Consider the following 25,096-nt stretch of genomic DNA (forward strand, 5'->3'; position numbering starts at 1 on the left):
ATGACAATCTGGAATCTAGGCTCGATCAACGCAGACATGATTTATGATGTGCCACACCTGCCGGGCGCGGGTGAGACGCTTTCGGCCAACCGTTTGGATCGGTTTCTGGGCGGCAAGGGCGCGAATATGTCCGTCGCCGGCGCGCGGGCCGGCGCGCGGGTGGCGCATATTGGGGCCATAGGGCCCGACGGGCGCTGGGCGCGTGACAGGCTGACCGAATATGGCGTCGATACCCGGTGGATTGCCGAGGTTTCAGATCCTACCGGGCACGCCATTATCGCCGTAGACGCCGAGGGTGAAAACAACATCATCCTGTTTCAAGGCGCGAATCATGCAATTACGTCAGATCAACTGGGCCAGGCGCTGTCATCGGCGGATCAGGGTGATCTGATTGTGACGCAAAACGAAACCAACTTGCAGGTTGAAGCCGCAAAAATGGGCCGCGAAATGGGGCTGACTGTCTGTTACGCGGCGGCCCCTTTTCAAGCCGATGCAGTGCGGGCGGTTCTTCCGTATCTGGATTTCCTGATCCTAAATGAAGTCGAGGCCGAGCAGCTGCGGCAGGCAACCGGACAGGGCCTGTCCGAGTTGGGGATAGAGCATGTCATTGTGACCCTCGGATCAAAGGGCGCGCGATATCATCATAAGGGGACGACCTCGGATTTTTTGGCTCACAAGGTTCAGGCGGTGGACACAACTGGTGCGGGCGATACGTTCACAGGTTACGTTCTGGCAGGAATGGATCGTGGCATGCCGATGGAGCAGGCAATATTGCAGGCAAACCGGGCTGCCGCGTTGATGGTGACACGGCACGGTACGGCGGATGTCATTCCTGATCTGAAAGAAGTGCGCGAAGCGCGCTTTGATTAAGACCCGGCAAAGGGCGCGTCACTGCCCCACAGCTGTTTGACGCGGGCGTCGCGACCGCAGGCTTTGCGATAGGCCTTATAGGCGTTGCGCTGGCGTTTGGGACCGAACCGCGTAAAGACCAGTTTTTCGCCCTTATAGTAATCCTGATGATAGGCTTCGGCCGGGTAAAACCGGTCCTGTTGCAGGATCGGGGTGACAATCGTTTGACGCAGGACGTTCTGCGCTTTGGATTTTGCAGCCTCGGCCAACGCCTTTTCGCCTGTATTAGAGACAAAAATCGCTGTGCGGTAACTCTCTCCCCGGTCGCAGAACTGTCCGCCCGCATCCGTAGGGTCGACCGAGCGGAAAAACAGGTTCAGCAGGGTTTCACGGGAAACACGGGCCGGGTCAAAGGTAATCTGAACCGCCTCGTAATGGCCTGTGCCGCCTTTGGACACCTCGCCATAGGTCGGGTCCGCCGTTGCGCCGCCGGTATAGCCCGAGACCGCCTGAATCACGCCCGGCACGGATTCGAAATCGGATTCAACGCACCAGAAACATCCCCCGGCCACAGTCAGCGTTTCGGTCCCGGCAGCGGGTGCAGGGGCGGCGCGCAGCATTGCGACGATGAGGATCAACGCGAACAAAAGCCATGGCTTGACTGCATCAAGATATGTGGTTCGGATCATGGTGGGTCTCCTTCCATGATCAGACTGCCTTGGGAAAACCTCAGGCGCAACGCGCTGACATCTGTTCTCACGCGCTGGTGAGACGAGTTTATCGCCTTAGCCCAGCAACTGCCCCAGCTTCATCGCCACACCCATATTGCCCGAGATCTTGAGCTTGCCCATGGCAATACCGGTCATCGGGTTCAGCTTGCCGGTCAACAGCTTGGTCAGGTTCTCTTGCGAGATACGGATGGTGCAATCCGTGTCCTGATCCTGCGTCGTCGCCTGATTGTCGGCCAGAACGATCACACCGTCATCGCCGCAATCGAATTTCAACGACCCATCGAAGTTTTTGCCATTCAGACCGTTCTGAATACCTTCTGCGATATCCTGCAACATGCCCCATCCTTTCAGTGTTGTGACTTGGGTAAAGACATATCCTGCGGTGGAGCAAGAGTGACCTGACGGGAGGTGGCAAAAATGGGCGCATAAAAAACCCGGCATCCTGAGGGGCTGCCGGGTCTTCAGGTCAAAATCTCAGCTGTCTTACTTCGATAGGCGTTTGTCGCGTGCTGCCAGAAGTTTCAAGCGCAGGGCGTTCAGTTGGATGAATCCCGCAGCGTCTTTCTGATCGTAGGCACCAGCATCCTCTTCGAAGGTCACGTGCGCCTCGGAATACAGCGAGTGTTCCGACCAGCGGCCAACGGTCGATGCCAGACCTTTGTACAGCTTCACGCGCACGGTGCCGGTGACATGATCCTGAGATTTGTCGATCGCGGCCTGCAGCATCTCGCGCTCGGGCGAGTACCAGAAGCCGTTATAGATCAGCTCTGCATATTGAGGCATCAGCTGGTCCTTCAGATGCATCGCGCCCCGATCCATGGTGATGGATTCGATGCCACGGTGTGCTTCCAACAGGATTGTGCCGCCCGGTGTTTCATAGATACCGCGGGATTTCATGCCCACGAACCGGCCTTCAACCAGGTCCAGACGGCCAATGCCGTGCTTGCCGCCATATTCGTTCAGCTTGGTCAGGATGGTGGCCGGGCTCATCGCCTCGCCATTGATGCTGACCGCGTCACCTTTTTCGAACCCGATCTCGATGAATTCTGGTTTATTCGGCGCGTCCTCGGGGTGGACCGTGCGCTGATAGACGTAATCGGGCGCCATATCGGCGGGGTCTTCCAGAACCTTGCCCTCGGATGAGGTGTGCAGCAGGTTGGCATCAACCGAGAACGGCGCCTCGCCACGTTTGTCCTTGGCGATCGGAATCTGGTTGGCCTCGGCAAATTCCAGCAGCTTGGTGCGGCTGGACAAGTCCCACTCGCGCCACGGGGCAATCACCTTGATGTCAGGGTTCAGCGCGTAAGCGGCCAGTTCGAACCGCACCTGATCGTTGCCCTTACCGGTCGCACCATGAGATACGGCATCCGCTCCGGTCGCCTCGGCAATCTCGACCAGACGTTTCGAGATCAACGGGCGCGCAATCGAGGTGCCCAGCAGGTACAGGCCCTCATACTGCGCATTCGCGCGGAACATCGGAAAGACGAAATCGCGGACGAATTCCTCGCGGATGTCCTCAATATAGATGTTTTCGGGCTTGATCCCCAGCAGCTCGGCCTTCTTGCGGGCGGGCTCCAACTCCTCGCCCTGACCCAGATCGGCGGTGAAGGTTACGACCTCACAACCATACTCGGTCTGCAGCCATTTCAGGATGATCGAGGTATCAAGGCCACCGGAATAGGCCAGAACAACTTTCTTGGGCGCGGACATCTGACTTCCCTTTATGCGTAGAACGACTGGCCCCTAGCGGGTTTTGAACGCGGGGGCAAGTTATCTGCGTTGACGCAGGTCGGGATTTGGGGTGAAACAGAAGGAAAGAAAACAAGGATTGGTTGAAGGGATAGATTTCAGATGTTGGGTTGGAAGATTTTTGCACATTCGGTGCGGATGGTTTTTGGGAATCTCAAACAGGTTTTGCAGATTACCTTCGGGCCATCTTTGGTTGCGACAGCGGTGATTGTCGCCCTGTTTTTTGTATTGGACGTTCCGCTGGATCAACTCAATACAACCACCGGAGAGTTGCCTGCAGGCGTTTCGAGCGGATCGGTGATTGGCTTTCTGGTGGGCTTTATGGCCGTGATATTTGTGACGATGTTCTGGATTGTGGTGTCGTGGCACCGCTTTGTCCTGCTTGAAGAATATCCAAGAGGTATATTCCCAACCTTCCGGTTCGATAGAATTCTGGCCTATTTCGGGCGGGTTCTTCTGTTGGGTATCCTGATGGCTATCGCGTTCCTGCCGGCGGGCGTGGTACTTTCAGCGCTGGGTGGTGGAGCATTGTCAGTTGTGTTTGTCATTGTCATTGTCGTCTTCCTCATCATCTGCTTCTACCGTTTGTCCATAATCCTGCCCGCAGCAGCGATTGGGCAACCGTTGACGCTTGGGCAAGCTTGGAACAACACCGCCGGTGCGGGTGGTGCGATCATCGTTCTTTTGCTTGTAAGCTTTGTGTTCCAGGTCGTGGTCCAGTTGGTCTTTACAGCGCTCGCTTTCATCCCGGTTCTGGGTGTTTTGCTCTCACTGTTCTTTGGGGTTCTGGTTTTGCCGCTGATCAATGTCAGTATCTTGACCACCATGTACGGCGTGTTCGTTGAAAAGCGCCAGCTGACCTGAACTCGTACACATATGTATTCCTTGCTCTTTCAGCGATGATGGGGCAGGGAAACCGGCATGAGTGATTTCATGACCCGCGCCCGCGCTGCCGAACAGGCGATGCGCTCTGTGTTTCCGGTGACGCCTCTGCAGCGCAATGCCCATCTGTCTGATCGTTTCGGGGCCGATATCTGGCTGAAACGTGAGGACCTCAGCCCGGTGCGGTCCTACAAGATCCGCGGTGCGTTCAACGCCATGCGCAAACAGCAGGGGCAGAACCTGTTTGTCTGCGCCAGCGCGGGAAATCATGCGCAGGGCGTGGCCTTTATGTGCAAGCACATGGATGTGAAGGGTGTGATCTTCATGCCCGTGACGACGCCGCAGCAGAAAATCCAGAAAACTCGTATCTTCGGCGGCGACAATATCGAGATTCATCTGACCGGCGACTATTTCGATGACACGTTGGCCGCCGCCCAGGCGTGGTGCACCGAACAGGGCGGCCATTTTCTGTCGCCCTTTGACGATGTTGATGTGATCGAAGGGCAAGCCTCGCTTGCGGTTGAGATCGAAGCGCAGTTGGGTGGGTTACCGGACCACATCCTTTTGCCAGTAGGCGGTGGCGGCATGTCTGCGGGCGTGGCTACGTGGTTTGGCGATCGAACCCATTGCCTGTTTGTGGAACCCAGAGGCGGTGCCTGTCTGCACGCGGCAATGGCAGCAGGACATCCGGTGGCATTGGATCAGGTGGACAATTTCGTTGACGGTGCTGCGGTTGGTCGGATCGGTGAAAAACCGTTCGAATTGCTGAAATCCCGTCATCTGTCGGATGCTCTGGTCCTGTCCGAAGACCGAATCTGCACAACCATGATCGAGATGCTGAATGTCGAGGGCATCGTCCTGGAACCCGCCGGGGCCCTCGCGATTGAGGCGCTGAGCGATATTCAGAGTTTTATCCGAGGGAAAACCGTTGTCTGCGTAACCTCTGGCGGCAACTTCGATTTCGAACGTCTGCCCGAGGTCAAGGAACGCGCGCAGCGCTATCTGGGGGTGAAGAAATACTTTATCCTGCGCCTGCCACAGCGCCCTGGCGCATTGAAAGAGTTCCTGAACATCCTTGGCCCCGAGGATGACATTGCGCGGTTTGAATACATGAAGAAATCGGCACGTAACTTCGGCTCGGTTCTGATTGGTATCGAAACCCGCAAGCCCGAAAACTTTGCCCGTCTGTTCGCGCATCTGGATGAAGCCGGGTTCACTTTTACGGATATCACCGAGGACGAGACCCTCGCCCAGTTTGTGATCTGAGCAAATGACCAGACTGCAATGTTGTCTGTCGCAGTGATAGATCAACTGCGCCTGAAACAGACAATATACAGGGCCGGGTTGTCACCCATCGCTAGTTACCTGCTTGCTGCCTGTACGGCGCCGCTCAGAGCTCGTTCAATCCTGCCTGAAACTCCGTTGCTGAGGTCCGAAATGTGCCGACTATTTCGGCGATATCGACGGTTGCGGCCTGACCCTGTGCCGAATGGCGCTCACCATCCTGGCAGAGCCTGGCCAATGTCCTGAATCCCAGACTAAGCGCGCTGCCCTTCAAGGAGTGTAGATTCTGTTCGAAGTCAGACCGATCATCATCGCCCTGCAAATGCTCCAGGCCTTGTTGCACCTCATCGAGAAAGATTTCCACTACCTCGTCAAACTCGTCGGCGCCGACCTCGTCCCGCAGCTGTCTGACCCTGGACCAGTCGATCATGGCCATCCTTTCCCTAAAGATAACGACCCGACTATCACTACAGGCCGTTGGTAAATCCGTGGTTAAGATGGATGCATTTACGACCTTCACAGGATGTTAAACAGCCGTGCGCTAGGGTCGTCCCGTTCCGCATTATGTGGCAGAGCTGAGGGTCAGGTGGCAGAGGTCAGTCAGGCAGAAACAAAGGCAGAGCTGGATTTTGGTGCGATTCGCAAGGTGCTGGTCGTTGATGACAGTCGTCTGCAACGTCGCATCCTTGTGGCCTCGCTGAAGAAATGGGGCTTTGAGGTGCTCGAGGCCGATAGCGGAGTGGCCGCCATCGAAATCTGTGCTGCCATGTCCCCCGATCTGGTCTTGAGCGACTGGGTCATGCCGGGGATGAGCGGGCTGGAATTCTGTCAGGCATTTCGGGCGCTGGAGAATGACGAATACAGCTATTTCATCCTTCTGACTTCAAAAAGCGAAAAGCAGGAGGTTGCGCGCGGACTGGATGCCGGGGCGGATGATTTTCTGATCAAACCTCTTGAGGCCGATGAATTGCGGGCGCGCATATCTGCGGGCGCACGGATATTGGATATGCAGCGTGAGCTGTCTGATAAGAACCGTATGATCGAGACCGCGCTCGAAGAACTGAAAGTGGTCCATGATGCGATCGACAAGGACCTGATTCAGGCGCGTAAGATACAGGAATCTCTGGTCCCCGAACTCACGCGTGATTTCGGTAGGTCGCGTATCAGCATGTTGCTGAAACCTTGTGGGCATATCGGTGGCGATCTGGTGGGAATGTTTTCACCGGGGGTCAACCGTGTGGGGTTTTACAGCATCGATGTGTCCGGCCACGGCATCACCTCGGCGATGATGACAGCACGGCTGGGCGGGTATCTGTCCAGCAAACATTTCGATCAGAACGTGGCGATGGAAAAGCGGTTCGATAAATTTTACGCATTGCTACCACCTGATCAGGTGGCAGAGATGCTCAATTCCCGCCTTATGGCCGATGCAGGCGTCGAAGAGTATTTTACTATGGTCTATGCTATTATTGACCTGCGAAACGGACATCTCAAGATGGTGCAGGCAGGGCATCCGCATCCGCTGTTGTTGCGACAGGATGGTGGGACCGAGTATCTGGGGCAAGGTGGCCTGCCCATCGGACTGTTGCCGGATGTCACGTTTCAGCGAACCGATACCTACATGCAGCCCGGTGACAAGCTGTTGCTGTATTCAGACGGGTTCACGGAATGCCGGATGGCGGATGGATCCCTGCTGGAAGAAGAGGGGCTGTGCAGAATGGTGACGGATTGTGCCACCGATCTCAGCGGGCCCGAATTTCTGGACGATATGTTCTGGCGGCTGACACAGGCCATGGATCCGGACCAGGGTATGGATGATGACGTATCTGCGGTTTTCTTTGAATACAGCGGGCCTTAAAGCCCCATCAGGTGTCCCGAAGCGAAATGTCGGTCGCCGCTGTTGCCCAGCATCTGCGCGGCATCCGCACTGTCCAGCCAAAGGGCTTCGTGGAATGGCTCTGAAGGTGGACCTATGCGGCGCACAGGGCGGGCTCGATATATCAAACAGACCTTTTCGGCCCACAGGTCATATTCGGGCATGTATGTGAAACGGCGAAAGGCGCCGACCCGCCGCGGGCTGGCAATCAACCAGCCGGTTTCTTCAAAGACTTCGCGATGCAGGGCGGTGATGGGCGATTCGCCCGGGTCAATACCGCCACCCGGCAACTGTAGATCAGGGCCGGGCTCTGTCTGGCAGGTCAGCAACAGATGCCGTCCTCGAGGCAACAATGCGTATACACCCACACGTCGTGTGTATTTGCGCCCCGCTTGTGGGGTTTCACCGAACCGTCTGATCATGTATGGCCCCTTACAACCCGAAATCTTCGACCTATATGCTGGCGGTATGCCAATCTGTGGCGTTTAAGGAAACCCCATGTCTCTTGGAACAAAAATCGCGTGGGACGACACCGTCCTGCCCTTTCAACTTGATATACCGGATATGCGCGGACGTGTGGCGCGGCTGGACGGAGTGTTGGATGGCATTCTGAAACAGCACGACTATCCCGAAAAGGTCGAGGCTTTGGTGGCCGAGATGGCCTTGCTGACTGCTCTGATCGGCCAGACCGTCTCGCTGCGCTGGAAGCTGTCGCTTCAGGTTCAGTCCAAAGGCGCCGTTCGGATGATCGCAACCGATTACTACGCTCCGCAGGCCGAGGGCGAACCGGCTCGCATCCGCGCCTATGCCAGTTTTGACCCGGACCGCCTGACCGATTCCACACCGTTTGATCAGGTGGGTGAAGGCTATTTCGCCATCATGATTGATCAGGGAGAGGGCACGCAGCCTTACCAGGGGATCACACCGCTGGCTGGCGGCTCTCTCAGCGCATGCGCAGAGGCGTATTTCGCACAGTCCGAACAGTTGCCGACGCGGTTTTCACTGAGTTTCGGCAAATCAACTGAACCTGGCGTCGGTGAGCACTGGCGCGCAGGCGGCATCATGCTGCAGCACATGCCCAAAGCGTCACCATTTGTAGCCAATGCAGAGGGTGACGGTCAGATTCTGTCGGCGGATGATCTGGTTGACGGTGAGGAAGGTGAAAATTGGGGGCGCGTCAACATCCTTCTGGATACTGTTGATGACCTTGAACTGATCGGCCCTTCGATTGCGCCAACCGACCTGTTGATCCGGCTGTTTCATGAGGAACAGCCACGGGTTTATGATGCGCAATCGGTTCAGTTCGGCTGCACCTGCTCGGAAGAGCGCGTGCGCCAAAGCCTGTCGATCTATTCGGCGCGCGACATCGAAAAGATGACAACTCCCGAAGGCCAGGTCACCGCCGATTGTCAGTTCTGTGGTGCCCATTACGTATTGGACCCCGTCACCGTTGGCTTCGATGCCGGTGAAGCCTGATCCAACAGAACAGCTGCGGGCGGCCTTGAGCCGCCCCGGCAACGGGTCCAGTGATTTCGATCTGAACCCTGATGCGGTTTTGCCAGCGGGGCGCAAGCTGCGCCCAGCCGGGGTTCTGGTTCCGATTCTTGTGACGGATGAGGCCCCGCGCCTGCTTTTGACCAAGCGCTCGTCGGCGCTGAAACACCATCCCGGCCAGATCGCCTTTCCTGGCGGAAAACAGGATGAGACCGATCCGGATATAACCGCAACCGCCCTGCGGGAAGCACAGGAAGAGATTGGCCTTTCCTCGGATATGCCTGAAATTCTCGGGCATTTGCCTACCCATGAAACCGTGACGTCTTTTGTCGTAACCCCGGTTGTCGCGATCCTACGAGACGGGTTCGACCCAATTCCTGAGCCGGGTGAAGTTGACGAAGTTTTTTCAGTCCCACTTGCGCATGTTCTAAACCCTGCGAATTATATCGTTGAGTCGCGTCGCTGGCGGGGCCAGCGGCGGTACTATTTCACCGTGCCCTATGGCCCTTATTACATCTGGGGGGCTACGGCCCGGATGTTGCGGGGCTTGGCTGCGCGGGTGAGTGAATGATGAAGCTATCAGAAAGCTGGGTTACAAACCCGGCAACTCAGACAGTCTGCGCCGTTTTGATCGATGCCGGTTTTCAGGCGCTTTTCGTCGGCGGCTGCGTCCGCAACGCGCTTTTGGGGGCGCCGGTCTCGGATCTGGATATTGCCACGGACGCTCCGCCCCAGCAGGTACTGGATTTGATGCGGGCGGCGGGGTTGAAGGCCATTCCAACTGGGATCGAGCATGGCACGATAACCGTTGTCAGCCAAAGCATCCCGCATGAGATCACGACCTTCCGGCGAGATGTCGAAACCGATGGCCGCCGGGCTGTTGTGGCGTTCTCGGACAATGTTGATGAAGATGCCAGCCGGCGCGATTTCACCATGAACGCGCTGTATGCCCGCCCGGATGGGACGCTTTTGGACCCGCTGAATGGATTGCCCGATCTAAAGGCCCGAAAGGTTCGGTTCATAGGCAACGCCCAGCACCGCATCCGCGAGGACTATCTGCGGTCTCTGCGCTATTTTCGGTTTCACGCCTGGTATGGGGATGCCGAAGCCGGGTTTGATCCCGAAGCGCTGTCGGCCATCGCAACCAATCTGGACGGATTGGCAGGCCTGTCGCGCGAACGGGTTGGGGCCGAGTTTATGAAATTGCTGACCGCGCCTGACCCTGCGCCTTCGGTCGCTGCCATGCGCAGCACGGGCGTTCTGGCACAGATATTGCCGGGGGTTGAGGATCGATCACTTGCCCCGCTGATCGCCTTGGAACAGCAGGCTGGGGCAAAGCCCGAGCCGGTCCGGCGGCTTTCCTCCATCGCCACGCCCGAGATTGCCCAGACCCTGCGTCTGAGCAAGGCCCAGATGCAACGCCTGACACGGATGCGGGATGAGGCCGCGGGAACCGCGGGCACTGCCGAGCTTGGGTTCCGTTATGGCGAAGAGGACGGCCTGCACGAAGTTCTGCTGCGTTGTGCTTTGTTGGAACAGCCCTGGTCCGAGGATAAGCGGCAAGCGCTCCGGGACGGGGCGGCAGCGGATTTTCCCGTGCGGGCCGCTGACCTGATCCCTGACTTTACCGGCCCGGCGCTGGGCAAGAAACTGGCCGAGCTTGAGGCGCGCTGGATCGCCTCGGGTTTCACCCTGACGCGCTCCGAGTTGCTGGTCGAGTAAATTGAAGTCTCAAAAGGGGATGACAAGCCGGATCGTTTGTGTTTTCTTGCGCCTGTAACATGAATGGAGGGATGCGAATGTATTACGGGATCTGGTTCGGCTAAAGCCATAACACTTGACCCGTAGGGGTGGTGTTCTGGCGCCATCTTTTTTCGCATGACTTGTTATCTGCTCAATCGGAGCACTCTCTATGTTTCGCTATTTCGAAAATCTCGTCGACCCTTTTGTCGACTACGAAGAAACCGACACGCCGCCGACACGGCTGTGGCCGTTTATGTTGAACTATTCCCGCCCTTTTATGCGGGTGTTCTTCTGGGCCGGATTGATTTCGGTCGTGGTGGCCGCGGTTGAGGTCGGTCTGATCTATTATATGGGTCGCGTTGTTGACTTGCTGTCCGCTCCGCCGGACGAAGTTTGGCAGACCCATAGTACGGAACTGATCCTGGTGGCGCTTTTTGTGCTGCTGCTGCGACCCATGCTGCATGTCGTTGACGTGCTGTTGCTGAACAACACGATCCTGCCGAATTTTGGCACTCTGATCCGTTGGCGCGCGCATAAGCACGTGTTGCGGCAATCGGTGGGCTGGTTCGAGAATGATTTTGCAGGCCGCATTGCCAACCGGATCATGCAGACGCCGCCCGCTGCGGGTGAGGCCGTGTTTCAGGTGTTTGATGCGATTTCCTTCTCGCTGGCATACCTGATCGGCGCAGCCATTTTGTTGATGACGGCTGATGCCCGGCTGCTGTTGCCGTTGTTGATCTGGCTCGTGCTGTATGGGTTTCTGGTGCATTGGACGGTGCAGCGGGTGGGACCGGCTTCGAAGGCGGCCTCAGACGCGCGCTCGGCCGTAACGGGCCGGGTTGTGGACAGCTATACCAATATCCATTCCGTAAAGATGTTTGCCCATGGGGCACAGGAACTGGATTATGCGCGCGAAGCGATCGAGGAAACCCGCCGTACCTTTCAGGCTGAGATGCGGATTTTCACCATCATGGATGCGGTTCTGGTTGCATTGAACGGGCTGCTGATCGTTGGTGTGGTTGGCTGGGCGATTGCTCTGTGGATGCAGGGCAGTGCTACGGTCGGTGTGGTCGCGGCGGCCACAGCCCTGACCCTGCGCCTGAACGCGATGACCGGCTGGATCATGTGGGCGCTGACCAGTTTTTTCCGCCAGCTTGGTGTCGTTGCCGAAGGTATGGAGACAATCGCTCAGCCGATCGACCTGTTGGATGCGCCGCAGGCCAAACCCCTGCATCTGTCCAACGGCAAGATCGAGATTCGTGATCTGTCGCATCATTACGGTCGCAATACCGGCGGGCTGGACCATATCAACCTGACCATCGAGCCGGGCGAAAAGATCGGTCTGATCGGACGGTCGGGAGCTGGGAAATCGACCCTAGTTAAGCTCCTACTTCGGTTCTACGATGTGGAGCAGGGGGCCATTTTGATCGACGATCAGGACATTGCCCGGGTCACTCAGGACAGCTTGCGCATCCATATCGGTATGGTGCAACAGGACAGCGCGTTGCTGCACCGCTCGGTGCGCGACAATATCCTCTATGGCCGCCCCGAGGCTTCCGAAGAGCAGATGATTGCCGCCGCCAAACAGGCCGAGGCGCATGAGTTCATCCTTGACCTGCAGGACCCGAAGGGGCGTACGGGCTATGATGCGCATGTGGGCGAGCGGGGCGTGAAGTTGTCAGGTGGTCAGCGGCAGCGGGTGACGCTGGCGCGGGTGATCCTGAAGGACGCGCCGATCCTGTTGCTGGATGAGGCGACCTCCGCGCTGGATTCCGAGGTTGAAGCGTCCATTCAGGAAACGCTCTATGGCATGATGCAGGGCAAATCCGTGATCGCGATTGCCCACCGCCTCAGCACCATTGCCCAAATGGATCGCATCCTGGTGATGGATGGCGGCCGGATCGTCGAGCAGGGCACCCATTCCGAATTGCTGTCACAGGGCGGGCTTTACGCCCAGTTCTGGGCACGGCAATCTGGGGGCTTCCTGAACACGGAGGCAGCTGAGTGAAACTTGCCGATCTCATAGATCCGTTCAAACCCACCGAAACGCCCCCGCCGCAAAGGCTGGGGGCGTTCATTCGCTGGTGCCTGTCCGGAGCTTGGCCGATGATCCTTGTTGCCTCCGTGTTTTCGGCCTCGGCCGGGGCGATGGAGGCCGGAACCGCCTGGATGCTGGGTCTGGTGATCGACATGGCAAACGAAAGCGGGCCGGATGGGGTTCTGACGGCGGGCAATCTTTGGATAATTGGAGGGGTCGCCGCATTTTTCATGCTGCTGCGACCGGCGCTGTTTGGTCTTTCGGCCTTTTCCAACAACTATATTGTCATGCCCAATATCCCGCCCCTGGTTCTGGCCAAGCTGAACCGGTGGACTTTGGGTCAGTCTGTGACCTATTTCGACGACGATTTTGCCGGGCGGATCGCTCAGAAACAGATGCAAACTTCGAACGCGATGGCCTCGGTCGTGTCCGAGACGATAAGCGCAATGGTTTTTGCGCTGGCGTCTCTGGCAGGAACTTTGCTTTTGTTAGGGTCTATTCATCTTCTGGTCATGCTGCCCTTCGCCGCCTGGTTGGCGGTGTATTTCCTGCTGATCCGCTGGTATTTGCCACGCATCCGGGCACGCTCAGCGGCGCGGGCCGGGGCGCGGGCGATGGTGTCGGGGCAGGTGGTCGACACGATCACCAATATCAAAACCGTCAAGCTGTTCGCCCATTCCGAGTTCGAGGATCAGGCGGCCCGAAACTCGATGGTCGATCTGCGCGAAAAGATGCTGGCCTTTGGCAAGCTCTCCGCCAGTTTTAGGTTCATACTGATGGTTCTGGCCGGGGTGTTGCCTGTGCTGTTGCTGGGGGTGACCTTGCTGCTGTGGCGGTCCGGGATGGCCAGCGCTGGTGATATCGTTGCGGCGGGCGCGATGTCCGTGCGAATTTCGCAGATGACCGGCTGGGTCAGTTTCACGCTAATGGGGCTCTATGCCAATGTTGGTGAGATCGAGAATGGCATGAAGACGCTCGCCAAGCGCGACCGGGTCGAGGATGCGGCAGGGGCAGTCAGGCTCAGCGTGCCAGAAGGTCAGATCGAATTCGACCATGTCAGCTTTGCCTATGGCGGTGACATCGGCGGCGTGACCGACGTGCACATGACCGTACATCCTGGCGAAAAGCTGGGTATCGTCGGGGCATCGGGTGCGGGGAAATCTACGCTCGTTTCGCTTCTACTCAGGCTCTATGAAGGGGAAAACGGCGCAATTCGGATTGATGGGCGGGATGTGTCACAGGTGACGCAGGACAGTCTGCGCAGTCAAATCGGAATGGTCACGCAGGAAACTGCGATGTTCAACCGCTCGGCGCGCGAGAATATCCTATATGGCCGTCCTGATGCCTTAGAAGACGATATGATCGCCGCGGCGCAAAAGGCCGAGGCGCATGAATTTATCCTTGGCCTGCGGGATGCCCATGGTCGCAAGGGCTATGATGCTCATCTGGGCGAGCGCGGCGTCAAACTGAGCGGCGGTCAGCGGCAGCGGATTGCGCTTGCACGCGCCATCCTGAAAAACGCGCCGATTCTGGTGCTGGATGAGGCGACCTCGGCCTTGGATTCCGAGGTCGAAGCCTCGATCCAGACCGCGTTGCATCGGGTGATGCAGGGCAAGACGGTATTGGCGATTGCACATCGGCTGTCGACGCTAAGCGAGATGGACCGGATCGTCGTTCTGGATCAAGGGCAGATCGTTGAAATGGGAAGCCATGACGACTTGCTGGAGCAGGGCGGGCTTTATGCCCGGTTCTGGGATCGCCAATCGGGCGGGTTTATTCAGGCCGCCGCCGCCGAATAAGGGTTTTGTTGTGGGTAAAGCCCAGCTATCAGGCCCTCATGACGCGGCATTACAGCATTTTACGCCTTGGTCATCAGGGCGACGGCATCGCCGATGGACCGATCTACGCCCCCCGCACCTTGCCGGGGGAGGTGGTTAGCGGGACATTGGTTGGTCAAGTGCTGAGCGACATTCGGGTCGAGACCCCCTCTGACCAGCGGGTCAAAGCACCATGCCGGCACTACAAAGCCTGCGGTGGCTGCCAGCTGCAGCATGCCGCAGATGATTTTGTCGCTGATTGGAAGGTTGAGGTCGTGCGCAACGCACTGGCCGCGCAGGGGCTCGAGGCCCCGATGCGGCCGATCTATACCTCGCCGGAACGATCACGGCGACGGGCTACGATTGCGGTTCGGCGGACCAAAAAAGGCACCATGGCCGGGTTCCATGGCCGCGCCTCGGACACGATCACCGAGATTTCCGATTGTCATCTGCTTGATCCGGCCCTGATTGCATCTGTCCCGGTGGCCGAGGCGCTTGCCCTTTTGGGCGGTAGCCGAAAGGGGGCGTTGGCCGTTACGTTGACCCTGTCCGAGGGCGGTTTGGATGTCGCCGTCAAAGGCGGCAAATCGCTGGACGGTCCGTTGGAACTGGCCCTGGCACAGGCGACCGAGGCACATGGGCTTGCGCGGCTCAGCTGGGATGGCGAGGTGATCGCCTCGCGTCACGCCCCGATTCAGCGATTTGGCGTGGCGGCTGTCGTGCCGCCTCCAGGGGCATTTCTGCAGGCCACGAAGGACGGAGAACAGGCTCTATTAAAGGCAGTATTGCAGGCAACCAAGGGCGCCAAGCGGGTTGTGGACCTGTTTGCGGGTTGCGGGACATTCTCATTGCCACTGGCCGAGGACGCCGAAGTACACGCGGTTGAGGGTGAGGCCCTGATGACCGCCGCTCTGGATCAAGGCTGGCGTCGCGCGCAAGGTCTGAAACGGGTCACGACCGAGGCGCGCGACCTGTACCGCCGCCCATTGATGCCTGATGAGCTGAAGAACTTTGACGCGGTTGTCCTGGACCCGCCCCGCGCCGGGGCTGAGGCGCAGGTGGCCGAGCTGGCGCAAGCGCTGCCCCCGGTCATCGCCTATGTCTCATGCAACCCCGTGACCTTTGCGCGGGATGCAAAAAACCTGATTAACACAGGCTATACCCTTGAATGGGTACAGGTGGTGGACCAATTTCGATGGTCGTCACACACGGAACTTGCCGCGCGGTTTGCATTGAACCCCGCATCATGACCAAACAGGAGAGTTTCAGAATGGGGTTTGCCCAGCGCCTGCAAGATATCACCGAAAACCCGACCTTTGGTTGGTTCATCACAGGTGTCATCATCTTCAACGCCATTCTGCTTGGCATGGAAACCTCACCTACGCTGATGGAGGCTGCGGGCCCCTTGATCGTAGCCCTGGACAGCCTTTGCCTAACGATTTTCGTGGCTGAGATTGCGATGAAATTGGTCGCCACAGGGCGCCGTTTCTTTACCAATGGTTGGAACCTGTTTGATTTCATCGTTGTTGGCATTGCCCTGATCCCAAGCGCCGGTGGCCTGTCAGTTCTGCGGGCGCTGCGGATCCTGCGGGTCTTGCGGGTGATCTCGGTCGCGCCACGGCTGCGCCGGGTGGTTGAGGGTTTCATCTCGGCCTTGCCGGGCATGGCCAGCGTTTTCCTGCTGATGGCGATCCTGTTTTACATCGGCGCGGTAATTTCAACCAAGCTGTTCTCGGGCACATTCCCGGACTGGTTCGGCGATTTGGGCCTGTCGGCCTATACGTTGTTCCAGATCATGACGCTGGAAAGCTGGTCCATGGGCATCGTGCGCCCGGTGATGGAGGTTTATCCCTATGCGTGGATATTCTTTGTGCCATTCATCATGGTTACGACATTTGCAGTGGTGAACCTGTTGGTTGGTCTGATTGTGAATTCAATGCAGGATGCCCATCACGCCGAGGATGAGGTGAAAACCGATGCCTATCGTGATGAGGTGCTGGAAAGGCTGGAATCCATCGAACGCCGCTTGCTTGAGCAGTCGAACAGCAAAAAGTGATTTCAGTTTTCTGGATTTCTGGCATAATCACAAAAAAAAGCAGAAGCAGGCATTAAACATGGATCGTCGAGCATTTGGAATGGGTGCTGTGGCTACGCTGGGTCTTTCGGCCTGCGCCTCGGCCAACCCCAGATTTCTGGCCTATGATGGCCCCGAGGTGACCTCTATGGTCATCAACAAAAGCGCGCGGAAGCTTTATCTTCTGCACAATGAACATGTCCTCAAGGAATATAAGGTCGATCTTGGCTTTGCCCCCAACGGCACCAAAACAAAACGCGGCGACGGCCGCACGCCAGAGGGCACCTATCTGATCGACCGGCGCAATCCCAAAAGCCGCTATCACCTGTCGCTGGGGATTTCCTATCCGGATTCGAAGGATATCGCAGAGGCCAAGGCTGCGGGCGTTGATCCGGGCGGTGACATTTTCATCCACGGCGAGCCGAAAACCCGGTCCGAGAAAAAGCGTGCCAAGAAGCAATCGGATTGGACGGCAGGGTGCATCGCTGTCAAGAATGAAGAGATCGAAGAGATCTATGCGATGGTGAATCGCGGCACAGTGATTACGCTGCGCCCGTAACCGGCTTCCAGACGTCAAACCCGAATTGCATATAGTCGCGCTGGTAGGTTTCGGCCGCCAGCGCCTCAAGTTTGGTGTCATAGATATCGCTCAGTGAAAACGGGATATCTGGTCTGGTATTGCCGGGCGCGGGCGGGCTGTCATGACCCAGCCGCCGCGCCAGATCCGGCAGGGCAGTTGCAATTTCTTCCTCGCGCAGGATCAGATCCGGCAGGGCAAAACCGACTACGCCCTCCAACACCTGCGCCTGACTGCACCAAACGCCGTCAACGCGCACAGGGGTTTGTCCCGCCAGGTTTTGCCGCAGGAAGGTCAGAAAAGCCGAGAATGCCTCATAATGCTGTTCGATGGGGTAGTTTTCAGCGCGTAACTGTCCGGGGATCGGAAGCTTGAACCGGTTGCGCAGCATATTGCGGATTTTCAGATAGGCGCCGGGCTCGGTGCTGAGGATATAGGAACAAAAGGCCGAATGTGCGCGTACCAGCGGGTGCCGCACCACGGTGAATTTGCGATGCCCCGGATGATCCTGTAACCACTGGCGGGTCTTTTTGCGGTTTTGATCAGTGATCAGGTCATCCGCACTGATTGAATCAAGCGCTGCCATCCATTGCTTCACAACCCCTTCAATGCCGCTCCGCACGGGCAGATACATTAACGGGGTTTTCGGCGTGGCGACATAGGTCGCAACGGCCGCGCCACGCCGAGGTTCAAAATTCGGAGTTCTGTGCAGGCTGAAACTGTCGATGCGCGACAAGGCCTGTTCGGTCTCATCAGGGTTTGTCACCTTGGACAAGGCCGGCTCAGGGTTTTGGGGTTTGAGCGTGTCGTCGATCGTGGTCAACCGGCCCGATACCCCAAGCCAGGCCGCCAGGCCGTTCAGGCTGTCGAGCCGGTTCAGATCGTCGTAAGCGATGAAAAAGGCGGTTTGCCCGCTGGCCTGAAGATGATGCAGCAAAGTCAGTTGAAAGGCCTGTTGCTGGTCCAGATAGGTTTCGAATTCACGAGGGTTGAAGGCGATCTGCTCGGCGCGCCGCCGTTTGACGTTTTTCAGCTGCCATTGCTTGGTCTCGCGCGCGATCTTCAATGAGATATAGCTGTCCAGAGGGTTGCGCGTCAGAATGATCTTGGCGCAACTCGGATCATCCAAAACAGGCTCTAATACACGCGGATCATGGCCCTGGAAAAAGCGAAACCCGTTCATTTCACCCTCAGCTGATCGGATGGCGTTCAGCAGGGTTTTAGGGTCATTGTCGCGTTCTTCGAGAGTGACGCCCAGCAGGCTGTCCCCCTTTAGCCTGCCAATGAAATGAGGATTGAAGGCCTCACCATGGCTGGAGACACCTTCCAATGCGTTCAGATTTGCCTCAAGCAGGTTCGATCCGGTCCGCATGGCGGCAAGTATTACGAAATAGTCGAATTTGGATGACATGAAACGCTATTGCACCAGATATGGTTTTCGATAAGGCCTGAGTTGCCGGCCAAAAATGTCATCGGCTGGAAAATCTCCCATAAGATAAGGGTGCATACCCTGGTTCTTTAGGTTTTGCAGGAACTTCCCGAACCCGGACAGGTCAACCATCGTAGGGGCTTGGGTCAGGTGGCTGGGGTTCTGGCATCCGGTTTCTTCCAGAATGGATTGCAGAGGCTCCATCGGAGATTCCACAAACTCGGCCAGCGACCAGGTGCGCACTTTGGCCTTGGTCCAGACCGAAGTTAAAACCTCAAGCTGTTTGGTCTCGATTTGTTGCAGGCGGGCGGCTTCGTTACGGATATCCGCGAAATTTCCATTCGAACGGAACAGGGGAATGGCCCAGGCGCCTGTGACAACGGAAATCTGCGCATTTCTGTCGCGCGCCAGAAACCAGTTGATGTCCTGCGTATCCGTGGGGCCAAATTGAAAGCACTGCTTCTCGCCCCGAGTATTCCAGATCAGGTTCGACAAAAATGCCGTAGGATTATAGTCCCGCAGGCTGGCACAATCGCTTAGTGCGCCGTTGACCAAAGGCGCTCCGCCGGCGAATTCCGCACGTTCGGGACCGAAGAGGTGACCGTGGACCTTTGTTCCGGTGGCTTCCGACAGCCAGGGCTCGAAATCTGCGAACAGTTCGGTAAACCCTTGGAATACCGAATAGGGGAACGACGTCAGTCCGTTCTCGCTGCCGTGGCGGGGAAAGCGGCTTTGCATATACAGGCCATCCCGGCCTCGGGTCCTGCGCTCGACCGCTTTCGAGAATAACCGGTCGATCTTGCCCGGGTTGGGTTCTGTAGGCTTCATCGCCTGTGCCTGGTTGGTCAGAAACGCCTGATAAAGCCGATTGGCCTGGGGCCAGATCTTGCGTGCTACAAAACAGTCCGACCGTCGCAATAGCTGTAGGTGATCGTCATAAAAGATATGCGGGCGACCTTGATAATCGAATTTGGACAGGGTCAGAGAGCGACTTTCGATATGTGTTGAATAAAGTCGAGTTAGGGTCTGAAAATAGCTTTCGTCGGGAATCCAGACGCGCCGGAAATAGCGATCATATGTTTTGCGTTTGGGATCTTGCAGAATGGCGGACAGCGTTTGACGGGTCAGGCACCACCATTGACTGCCCATATGTGGCACCAGACCTTCGGGTATCGACCGTCGGATTCCGATGGTCCGCTGTAGCTTTACGTAAGCGTCGAACAATTTGCGCTGTTTACGCCACGAGAACGGAAATCTCAGCGTAAATCGTTCCTGATCCAGTCCGCCAATCGTCCAGCTTACATCGGCTGTTGTCGCGCTTTCGATAAAGTCGACACGGGGCCGTTCCGCTAGATATGTGACCAGCTCATCGACGGGCCGTAGCGGCAGGCAGGCGCCCGAGGCCAGAAAGATATGGTGTACATCGGGAAAGGCCTTCAGCATCAGTTCAGCCGCTGATTGCGAGGCTGCAACAATGCCCCAACCGCCCCAGTTGCAGGTGTGGCGCTCCGAGAACCGGATCAGAGGTTCGTCCGCACAGGAGGCTACAAAGTCATCAAAAACAGTGTCCGCAACCTTGCGGTCGACATGGATCACCACCGGGCAGCCGGATGCCGCCCAATGGCGCGCGACCTGTTGCGCCCTTGGAAGCGCGGCGTGCACCAGCATGATGACGCCAAGGCTGCTCATGCCCAGTTCCCTTTCGACATGAGGCCAAGAATCTCAAGCTGTCGCCAGTTGATATATGCCTCGGACCAGTCGCACCAAAACACCGGACGGTCGTTCAGCCCTTCGGCATAGGCGCGATATTCGCCGGACCCGCGATAGTGCTGACGCCGCTCCATCTCTTCATGTGCCTTGTCGCCCAAGGTGTTGATCAGCTTGGCATGCAGCAACGCCCCGCTGGTCTTTTCGCCGCCCCAATCGTCATAGACCTGGTTCAGCCCGCGTGGCAGCAGCGAATGGGTCGAACTGACATAGACATACCGACGGTCCCACTTGACCAGCGGTATCTTGTTCAACGCAGGCGCCTTTTCCGGAGCCTGGCGGAAAAAGACACGGGCGCGCGGTCCACCCTGTATCCAGAGATTCCCGTATTCAGGGTTTTTGCTGATCACATAATTCCCGGCATCGAACCAACGGGCAATTTCGAAGGGGTCTTGCCCTTCACGATAGGGTTCGGCATCTACCGGGCCCTGCGGGTACATGTCGATCAGCATGGTGCCGAAACTGCGGACGGCACAGCCATCAAGCCAGTCGGTCAGGGCACGAATGGGCCGCGTGTCGCAGAACGGATAGATGAAGAACTCATCCGGATCGACCGTCAGAACCCAGTGCCCATCGGCGTATTTGCGCAGCAGATAGTTCGACCAATCAGTGCCATATGTGGCCCGCTTATAGCTGCCGTTGGACTGCCAGACCGATACGTCCGGCTGACTACTCAGAAACTCGCGGGTGCCGTCGTCGCTGTTGTTGTCCACAAACAAAAAACGATCAACGCCAAGTTTTCGGTAATATTCCAGAAAATAGGGCAGGCGGATTTTTTCGTTTCGCACAACGCTCATCAACAGGATGTCACCGGGTTGAATGGCGTTGGTTTTGTCGGAAACCGCTTCTAATTCGCGTCGTTTGCGAACGCAACGCAACAGGCGGCGCTTGCGCCGCAATCTCATTCGGTATGAATCCAACAGGCTCACGCGACTGCCCAACCTTTGTTTATACGCGAGCATACCCGGGGCCTGAACAAGCCAGAGTGGAGCCGGGCGAATGCCATTTTATGCCACTTTACCATCTAATGAAGCAACGCATTTAAAAGTAGTTAGTCCGGAACGTTGTTTTTCCAGTCAGTTTTGCCCATCAAGCCAAGCTCACACAGTTGGCGCCATCCGATATATTCCACCGATTGTGGATCCCACATGATCGGGCGGTTAACTATGCCATCATAATAGCTGTCGAACTCCGCCGGGTCGTGAAAATGCTGCGCTCGGGTTTTCTCGATTCTTGATTTGATGACCACCTCGGGCAGGAACTTTGTGTGCAGTAGCACGCCCGAAGGGCCGTGGCTCCCCGGTCCGTCATAGGTGGCGTTCAAATCTCGGGGCAGGGCGGAATGGCAGGAGTTCACGTAAGCATAGTGCCTCGACCAGCGTACCAGCGGTATTTTGTTTAAAGTTGGTGACCGCTCGGGCCGGTCAGCAAAAAACACGCGTTCCCGTGCACCGCCCTGAACCCAGAGATTGCCCAGCGGCGATTGCCGTTTGGCGCGCAACGGGCCTGGATCAAACCAGCCCAAAACTTCGATCGGGTCGGTCCCGGGGTCATAGGGCTGTGTGCCGAGCTGATCTTTGGGGTACAGGTCCAACATCAAGGCTCCGAAAGCGTCGCGCCCCTGCACCTCTAGCTGTTGGGTCAAATCCTGCAGCGGATGGCTGTCCCATTCGGGATAGATAAGCAACTCATCCGCATCCACCATCAAAGTCCAATGGCCGTGACCAAATCGCATCTGTAGCCAGGTCAGCCAATCCAGCCCGTATCGTGAGGCGCGATAGCTGGCATCGGTTTGCCACAAGGATACATCCGGTTGATCTTTCAGATATGCGACCGAGCCATCATCGCTGCCGTTGTCCACGATCAGAAAATGATCAACGCCCAGCGACCGGTAGTGATGGAAATACCAGGGCAGGCGCGTGATTTCATTTCGCAGGGTGGTAAAGACCAGTATCGCACCCGGGCGTATCTGGTCGGTTCGGTCGACCAGTTGGGTTAACTGATGGCGGCTGCGAAAGGATCGCCACAACAGCCGCCTGCGTTTCAGGCGCAAGCGATAGCGTTGCACCCATCCGATTGGCGGCAGGGTATCGCTCACGCGGCCCTCATCTGTCGTAATGCCCGTTCTGATGCCAGCGCCAGGCATCGGCAATCATCGTCTCTAACACGGACCTTTTGGGGGACCAGCCCAGTTCTTGCCCGGCCCGGTCCGAGCCCGAAACCAGCTTGGTGCAATCTCCGGCGCGGCGCGGACCGATAGTATAGGGCACTGCGCGATTGGTGACGGATTTCGACTGTTCGATCACCTCCATCACCGAAAAGCCGGACCCGGTGCCCAGATTGAAAACGCGACTGCCTTTGCCCTGTTCCAGCCAGCGCAGCCCCAGAACATGCGCGTCAACCAGATCGCAGACATGCACGTAATCGCGGATACAGGTGCCATCGGGCGTGTCATAGTCGGTTCCGAACACAGTCAACCCGTCGCGCTTGCCGTCAATCGCATCCAACATCAGCGGAACCAGATGGGTCTCGGGGCGGTGGAATTCGCCTACCTCTCCGTCCGGATCGGCGCCAGCCACGTTGAAATAGCGAAAAATCACATGGTTCATCCCGTGAGCGGCCTGGAAATCACGCAGGATATCCTCGATCGCGCGTTTGGAGGCGCCGTAAGCGTTCAGTGGATTTTGCAGGGTGTTTTCGTCCAGGACCACATTGTCATGTTCGCCATAGGTGGCGCAGGTCGACGAAAACACGAAATCCAGACATCCAGCCGCCACGGCGGCCTCGATCAGGGTCAGCGAACCGGTGACATTGTTCGCCCAATATCTTCCGGGTTCGGACATCGCCTCACCCACCTGGCTGAGCGCTGCGAAATGCATCACGGCGGCGGGTTGATACTTGGCGAAAACCTCATCCAGGCGCGCCCGGTCCAGCAGGTCACCCTGTTCGAACGGGCCAAATTTGACCGCGTCCTGCCAACCAGTGATCAGGTTGTCATAGGTGACAGGTGTGTACCCGGCCAGCGCCAGTGCCTTGCAGGCATGGGATCCGATATATCCGGCACCGCCGGTTACAAGGATATGTGTCATATCAGATCCCGTTATTCCGGTTTTTCAAGGTGCGACAGCCTGCGGCACTCAGTCCAGCCCCATCGCGGCCATCATCTCTTCAAGTTTGGGAACGTCCTGCGGATTGTTTAGTTCCCAGAACTGGCGGCCTTTGGATTCGACTTCAACACACAGAACCTTACGCCCGTTTTCCATGAAACGCAGCTGTTCCAGCCCTTCCAGTTGCTCTAATGGACCGACAGGCCAGGACGGATAAGCCGCCAGCGCGTCAGGGCGGTAGGCATAGACGCCGACATGGTGAAACACCGGCGTTTCCTCCCCACCCGCATAAGTCTGTGAAGTAAAGGGCACGACCTCTTTCGAGAAATACATCGCTCCGTGATCGGCGGCGAAAACGGCGGTTGTTCCACCGACGCGCCCGTGTTTGCGGTCATTCAGCAGGCTGTTGAGCGCATCGCCGTCGCAGCGCAGAACCGGAGTGGCCACCCCAGCCTTGGGTGCGGCACGCAGACCGGTGATCAGATCTTCGACGAACCAATGCGGGGTCAGCGGTGCATCGCCCTGCAGATTCACCACAATGTCATAGCTTGCGCCCAGCACATCATGCGCTTCGGCGCAGCGTTCGGTGCCATTGCCACAGGTTCCCGAGGTCATCACAACCTCGGCCCCGAACCCTTCGGCCACCTCGCGAATGCGGTCGTCATCGGTGGCAACCACAACGCGGTCCACGCCCGAGACCGAACTGGCCGCGCGCCATGACCGCTCGATCAGAGTCATTGCATTGCCACTGGCTCCGGTGAGCGGCACCAGAGGTTTGCCCGGATAGCGGGTCGAGGCGTAGCGGGCGGGAATGGCGATCAGAACGGACATCAGGCCTCCTTCAGGTCTACACCCGGAGCGTAGGCGATAAAGAACGGGTTTGCATAGCCGTCCTTGCCATAGGTCAGCGGCGCATGATTGTCGAACCGGACAACTTTGCCGCCCGCACCTGTCAGCACGGCGTGACCTGCTGCGGTATCCCATTCCATCGTGCGGCCAACGCGGGGATAGATATCTGCCTCGCCCGTCGCAATTAGGCAGAATTTCAGCGACGAGCCCGCGCTTTTGCTGTCCTGCACTTGATATTTGTTGATGTAATCGTCGGTCGCCTGGTCACGATGTGACTTCGAGGCCACGACTAAAAGCGCGGAATTGTCTGGATCAGAGACCGAAATCGGAGTCACGGCGCCGGGTTGATCCTTGTCCAACGCGCCGGTTTCCTCGACCGATTGCCCGTCGGCCAAAGTATAGAACATCCGGCCGCGGGCTGGCGCATAAACCACGCCACGCGTTGGGGTGCCGTTTTCGACCAGCGCGATATTAACGGTGAAATCGCCGCGCCGGTTGATGAACTCTTTGGTGCCGTCCAGCGGATCAACGATCAGGAACGTATCGCCTTTTTCAGAATGCGAGGCGGCCTGTTCCTCAGTCACCAGCAGGATATCGGGGAACGCCGCGCGCAGACCGACCGAGATCAGCGCATCGGCGGCCTCATCTGCTTCGGTCACGGGGCTGGCATCGGATTTGACCTTCACGTCAAACTCATCCGAGTTATAGATGTCCATGATCGTATCGCCCGCTTCCAGGGCAAGACGTCGGATGACGGGGATGAGGGCATCATAGGTCACAAAAAAGCTCCGTTCCTGTGATTTGTTGATCGAATAACCTGACGGCCTTAT

The 25,096-nt window shown here is 57.5% G+C and carries 24 protein-coding genes; 12 read left to right on the top strand and 12 right to left on the bottom strand.

Annotation, left to right across the window (positions count from 1 at the left end; translation table 11 throughout):
• Nucleotides 1-870: a ribokinase gene (locus tag AC2FLE_RS17855; RefSeq protein WP_496690211.1), complete on the top strand. Its 870-nt coding sequence runs from the start codon at nucleotides 1-3 to the stop codon at nucleotides 868-870.
• On the opposite strand, the gene msrA is transcribed toward AC2FLE_RS17855, so the two are convergent.
• The 3 genes from msrA to AC2FLE_RS17870 form a co-directional block, all read right to left on the bottom strand.
• Nucleotides 867-1,538 (bottom strand): peptide-methionine (S)-S-oxide reductase MsrA, encoded by a 672-nt coding sequence (gene msrA / locus AC2FLE_RS17860; protein ID WP_496698707.1) that lies wholly within the window; start codon nucleotides 1,536-1,538, stop codon nucleotides 867-869. The two genes, AC2FLE_RS17855 and msrA, sit on opposite strands and share 4 nt — an antisense overlap.
• A 96-nt stretch (nucleotides 1,539-1,634) precedes the next feature.
• Nucleotides 1,635-1,916, bottom strand: coding sequence for an SCP2 sterol-binding domain-containing protein (locus tag AC2FLE_RS17865; protein WP_496698709.1), 282 nt, complete (start codon nucleotides 1,914-1,916; stop codon nucleotides 1,635-1,637).
• Nucleotides 1,917-2,063: 147 nt separating this feature from the next.
• Nucleotides 2,064-3,290, bottom strand: a complete 1,227-nt coding sequence (locus tag AC2FLE_RS17870; protein WP_142637390.1) for an argininosuccinate synthase — start codon at nucleotides 3,288-3,290, stop codon at nucleotides 2,064-2,066.
• Nucleotides 3,291-3,431: 141 nt separating this feature from the next.
• Between AC2FLE_RS17870 and AC2FLE_RS17875 the strand changes: the two genes are divergently transcribed.
• Together AC2FLE_RS17875 and ilvA are read left to right on the top strand one after the other, a co-directional pair.
• A complete protein-coding gene (locus tag AC2FLE_RS17875; protein ID WP_496698711.1) occupies nucleotides 3,432-4,193 on the top strand; it encodes a hypothetical protein in 762 nt (253 codons plus the stop codon).
• A 57-nt stretch (nucleotides 4,194-4,250) separates the two neighbouring features.
• The gene (ilvA, locus tag AC2FLE_RS17880; protein WP_496698712.1) at nucleotides 4,251-5,477 is read left to right on the top strand and encodes a threonine ammonia-lyase IlvA; all 1,227 of its coding nucleotides are present in this window, start codon (nucleotides 4,251-4,253) and stop codon (nucleotides 5,475-5,477) included.
• 124 nt (nucleotides 5,478-5,601) lie between these two features.
• Here the strand turns inward: ilvA and AC2FLE_RS17885 are convergent, their stop codons facing one another.
• On the bottom strand, nucleotides 5,602-5,931 hold the full coding sequence (locus AC2FLE_RS17885; protein WP_496698713.1) for an Hpt domain-containing protein: 330 nt from the start codon (nucleotides 5,929-5,931) through the stop codon (nucleotides 5,602-5,604).
• 150 nt (nucleotides 5,932-6,081) lie between these two features.
• On the opposite strand from AC2FLE_RS17885, the gene AC2FLE_RS17890 reads away from it, so the two are divergent.
• Entirely contained in the window at nucleotides 6,082-7,353 is a 1,272-nt protein-coding gene (locus tag AC2FLE_RS17890; RefSeq protein WP_496698714.1) for a PP2C family protein-serine/threonine phosphatase, read from the top strand.
• Here AC2FLE_RS17890 and AC2FLE_RS17895 read toward each other — a convergent pair.
• Entirely contained in the window at nucleotides 7,350-7,793 is a 444-nt protein-coding gene (locus AC2FLE_RS17895) for an NUDIX hydrolase (protein ID WP_271950593.1), read from the bottom strand. The two genes, AC2FLE_RS17890 and AC2FLE_RS17895, sit on opposite strands and share 4 nt — an antisense overlap.
• Before the next feature lie 76 nt (nucleotides 7,794-7,869).
• On the opposite strand from AC2FLE_RS17895, the gene hslO reads away from it, so the two are divergent.
• The 8 genes from hslO to AC2FLE_RS17935 all read left to right on the top strand — a co-directional run bounded on the left by hslO (nucleotide 7,870) and on the right by AC2FLE_RS17935 (nucleotide 17,096).
• Nucleotides 7,870-8,847 (top strand): Hsp33 family molecular chaperone HslO, encoded by a 978-nt coding sequence (gene hslO / locus AC2FLE_RS17900; protein WP_271950591.1) that lies wholly within the window; start codon nucleotides 7,870-7,872, stop codon nucleotides 8,845-8,847.
• Nucleotides 8,831-9,436, top strand: a complete 606-nt coding sequence (locus AC2FLE_RS17905) for a CoA pyrophosphatase (protein ID WP_496698716.1) — start codon at nucleotides 8,831-8,833, stop codon at nucleotides 9,434-9,436. Before hslO ends, AC2FLE_RS17905 begins: the two co-directional genes overlap by 17 nt.
• Nucleotides 9,436-10,587 (top strand): CCA tRNA nucleotidyltransferase, encoded by a 1,152-nt coding sequence (locus tag AC2FLE_RS17910; protein ID WP_496698763.1) that lies wholly within the window; start codon nucleotides 9,436-9,438, stop codon nucleotides 10,585-10,587. Before AC2FLE_RS17905 ends, AC2FLE_RS17910 begins: the two co-directional genes overlap by 1 nt.
• 190 nt (nucleotides 10,588-10,777) lie before the next feature.
• Nucleotides 10,778-12,616, top strand: coding sequence for an ABC transporter ATP-binding protein (locus AC2FLE_RS17915; protein ID WP_496692612.1), 1,839 nt, complete (start codon nucleotides 10,778-10,780; stop codon nucleotides 12,614-12,616).
• Nucleotides 12,613-14,445 carry an ABC transporter ATP-binding protein gene (locus AC2FLE_RS17920; protein WP_496698719.1) on the top strand — a complete coding sequence of 611 codons (1,833 nt, stop codon included), beginning with the start codon at nucleotides 12,613-12,615 and terminating at the stop codon, nucleotides 14,443-14,445. The genes AC2FLE_RS17915 and AC2FLE_RS17920 overlap by 4 nt, the downstream gene beginning before the upstream one ends.
• 38 nt (nucleotides 14,446-14,483) lie before the next feature.
• Complete coding sequence (locus AC2FLE_RS17925) at nucleotides 14,484-15,713, top strand: class I SAM-dependent RNA methyltransferase (protein WP_496698720.1); 1,230 nt, start codon at nucleotides 14,484-14,486, stop codon at nucleotides 15,711-15,713.
• Nucleotides 15,714-15,733: 20 nt separating this feature from the next.
• Nucleotides 15,734-16,519: an ion transporter gene (locus AC2FLE_RS17930; protein WP_496698721.1), complete on the top strand. Its 786-nt coding sequence runs from the start codon at nucleotides 15,734-15,736 to the stop codon at nucleotides 16,517-16,519.
• Between the two features lie 58 nt (nucleotides 16,520-16,577).
• Complete coding sequence (locus AC2FLE_RS17935; RefSeq protein WP_142637369.1) at nucleotides 16,578-17,096, top strand: L,D-transpeptidase family protein; 519 nt, start codon at nucleotides 16,578-16,580, stop codon at nucleotides 17,094-17,096.
• Here AC2FLE_RS17935 and AC2FLE_RS17940 read toward each other — a convergent pair.
• The 7 genes from AC2FLE_RS17940 to cysQ form a co-directional block, all read right to left on the bottom strand.
• Nucleotides 17,080-18,525 carry a nodulation protein NodH gene (locus AC2FLE_RS17940; protein WP_496698723.1) on the bottom strand — a complete coding sequence of 482 codons (1,446 nt, stop codon included), beginning with the start codon at nucleotides 18,523-18,525 and terminating at the stop codon, nucleotides 17,080-17,082. The two genes, AC2FLE_RS17935 and AC2FLE_RS17940, sit on opposite strands and share 17 nt — an antisense overlap.
• Before the next feature lie 6 nt (nucleotides 18,526-18,531).
• The gene (locus AC2FLE_RS17945) at nucleotides 18,532-20,232 is read right to left on the bottom strand and encodes a DUF5927 domain-containing protein (protein ID WP_496690220.1); all 1,701 of its coding nucleotides are present in this window, start codon (nucleotides 20,230-20,232) and stop codon (nucleotides 18,532-18,534) included.
• Complete coding sequence (locus AC2FLE_RS17950; RefSeq protein ID WP_496690221.1) at nucleotides 20,229-21,215, bottom strand: glycosyltransferase family 2 protein; 987 nt, start codon at nucleotides 21,213-21,215, stop codon at nucleotides 20,229-20,231. The genes AC2FLE_RS17945 and AC2FLE_RS17950 overlap by 4 nt, the downstream gene beginning before the upstream one ends.
• 146 nt (nucleotides 21,216-21,361) lie before the next feature.
• Complete coding sequence (locus AC2FLE_RS17955; protein WP_496698726.1) at nucleotides 21,362-22,456, bottom strand: glycosyltransferase family 2 protein; 1,095 nt, start codon at nucleotides 22,454-22,456, stop codon at nucleotides 21,362-21,364.
• A complete protein-coding gene (gene galE / locus AC2FLE_RS17960; protein WP_496698728.1) occupies nucleotides 22,416-23,399 on the bottom strand; it encodes a UDP-glucose 4-epimerase GalE in 984 nt (327 codons plus the stop codon). Before galE ends, AC2FLE_RS17955 begins: the two co-directional genes overlap by 41 nt.
• Nucleotides 23,400-23,447: 48 nt before the next feature.
• Nucleotides 23,448-24,248: a 3-deoxy-manno-octulosonate cytidylyltransferase gene (locus AC2FLE_RS17965; protein ID WP_496698730.1), complete on the bottom strand. Its 801-nt coding sequence runs from the start codon at nucleotides 24,246-24,248 to the stop codon at nucleotides 23,448-23,450.
• Entirely contained in the window at nucleotides 24,248-25,045 is a 798-nt protein-coding gene (cysQ, locus tag AC2FLE_RS17970; protein ID WP_496698731.1) for a 3'(2'),5'-bisphosphate nucleotidase CysQ, read from the bottom strand. The genes AC2FLE_RS17965 and cysQ overlap by 1 nt, the downstream gene beginning before the upstream one ends.
• Nucleotides 25,046-25,096 lie beyond the last annotated feature (51 nt).

It is taken from the genome of Ruegeria sp. CDSA077 (genome assembly GCF_059612265.1).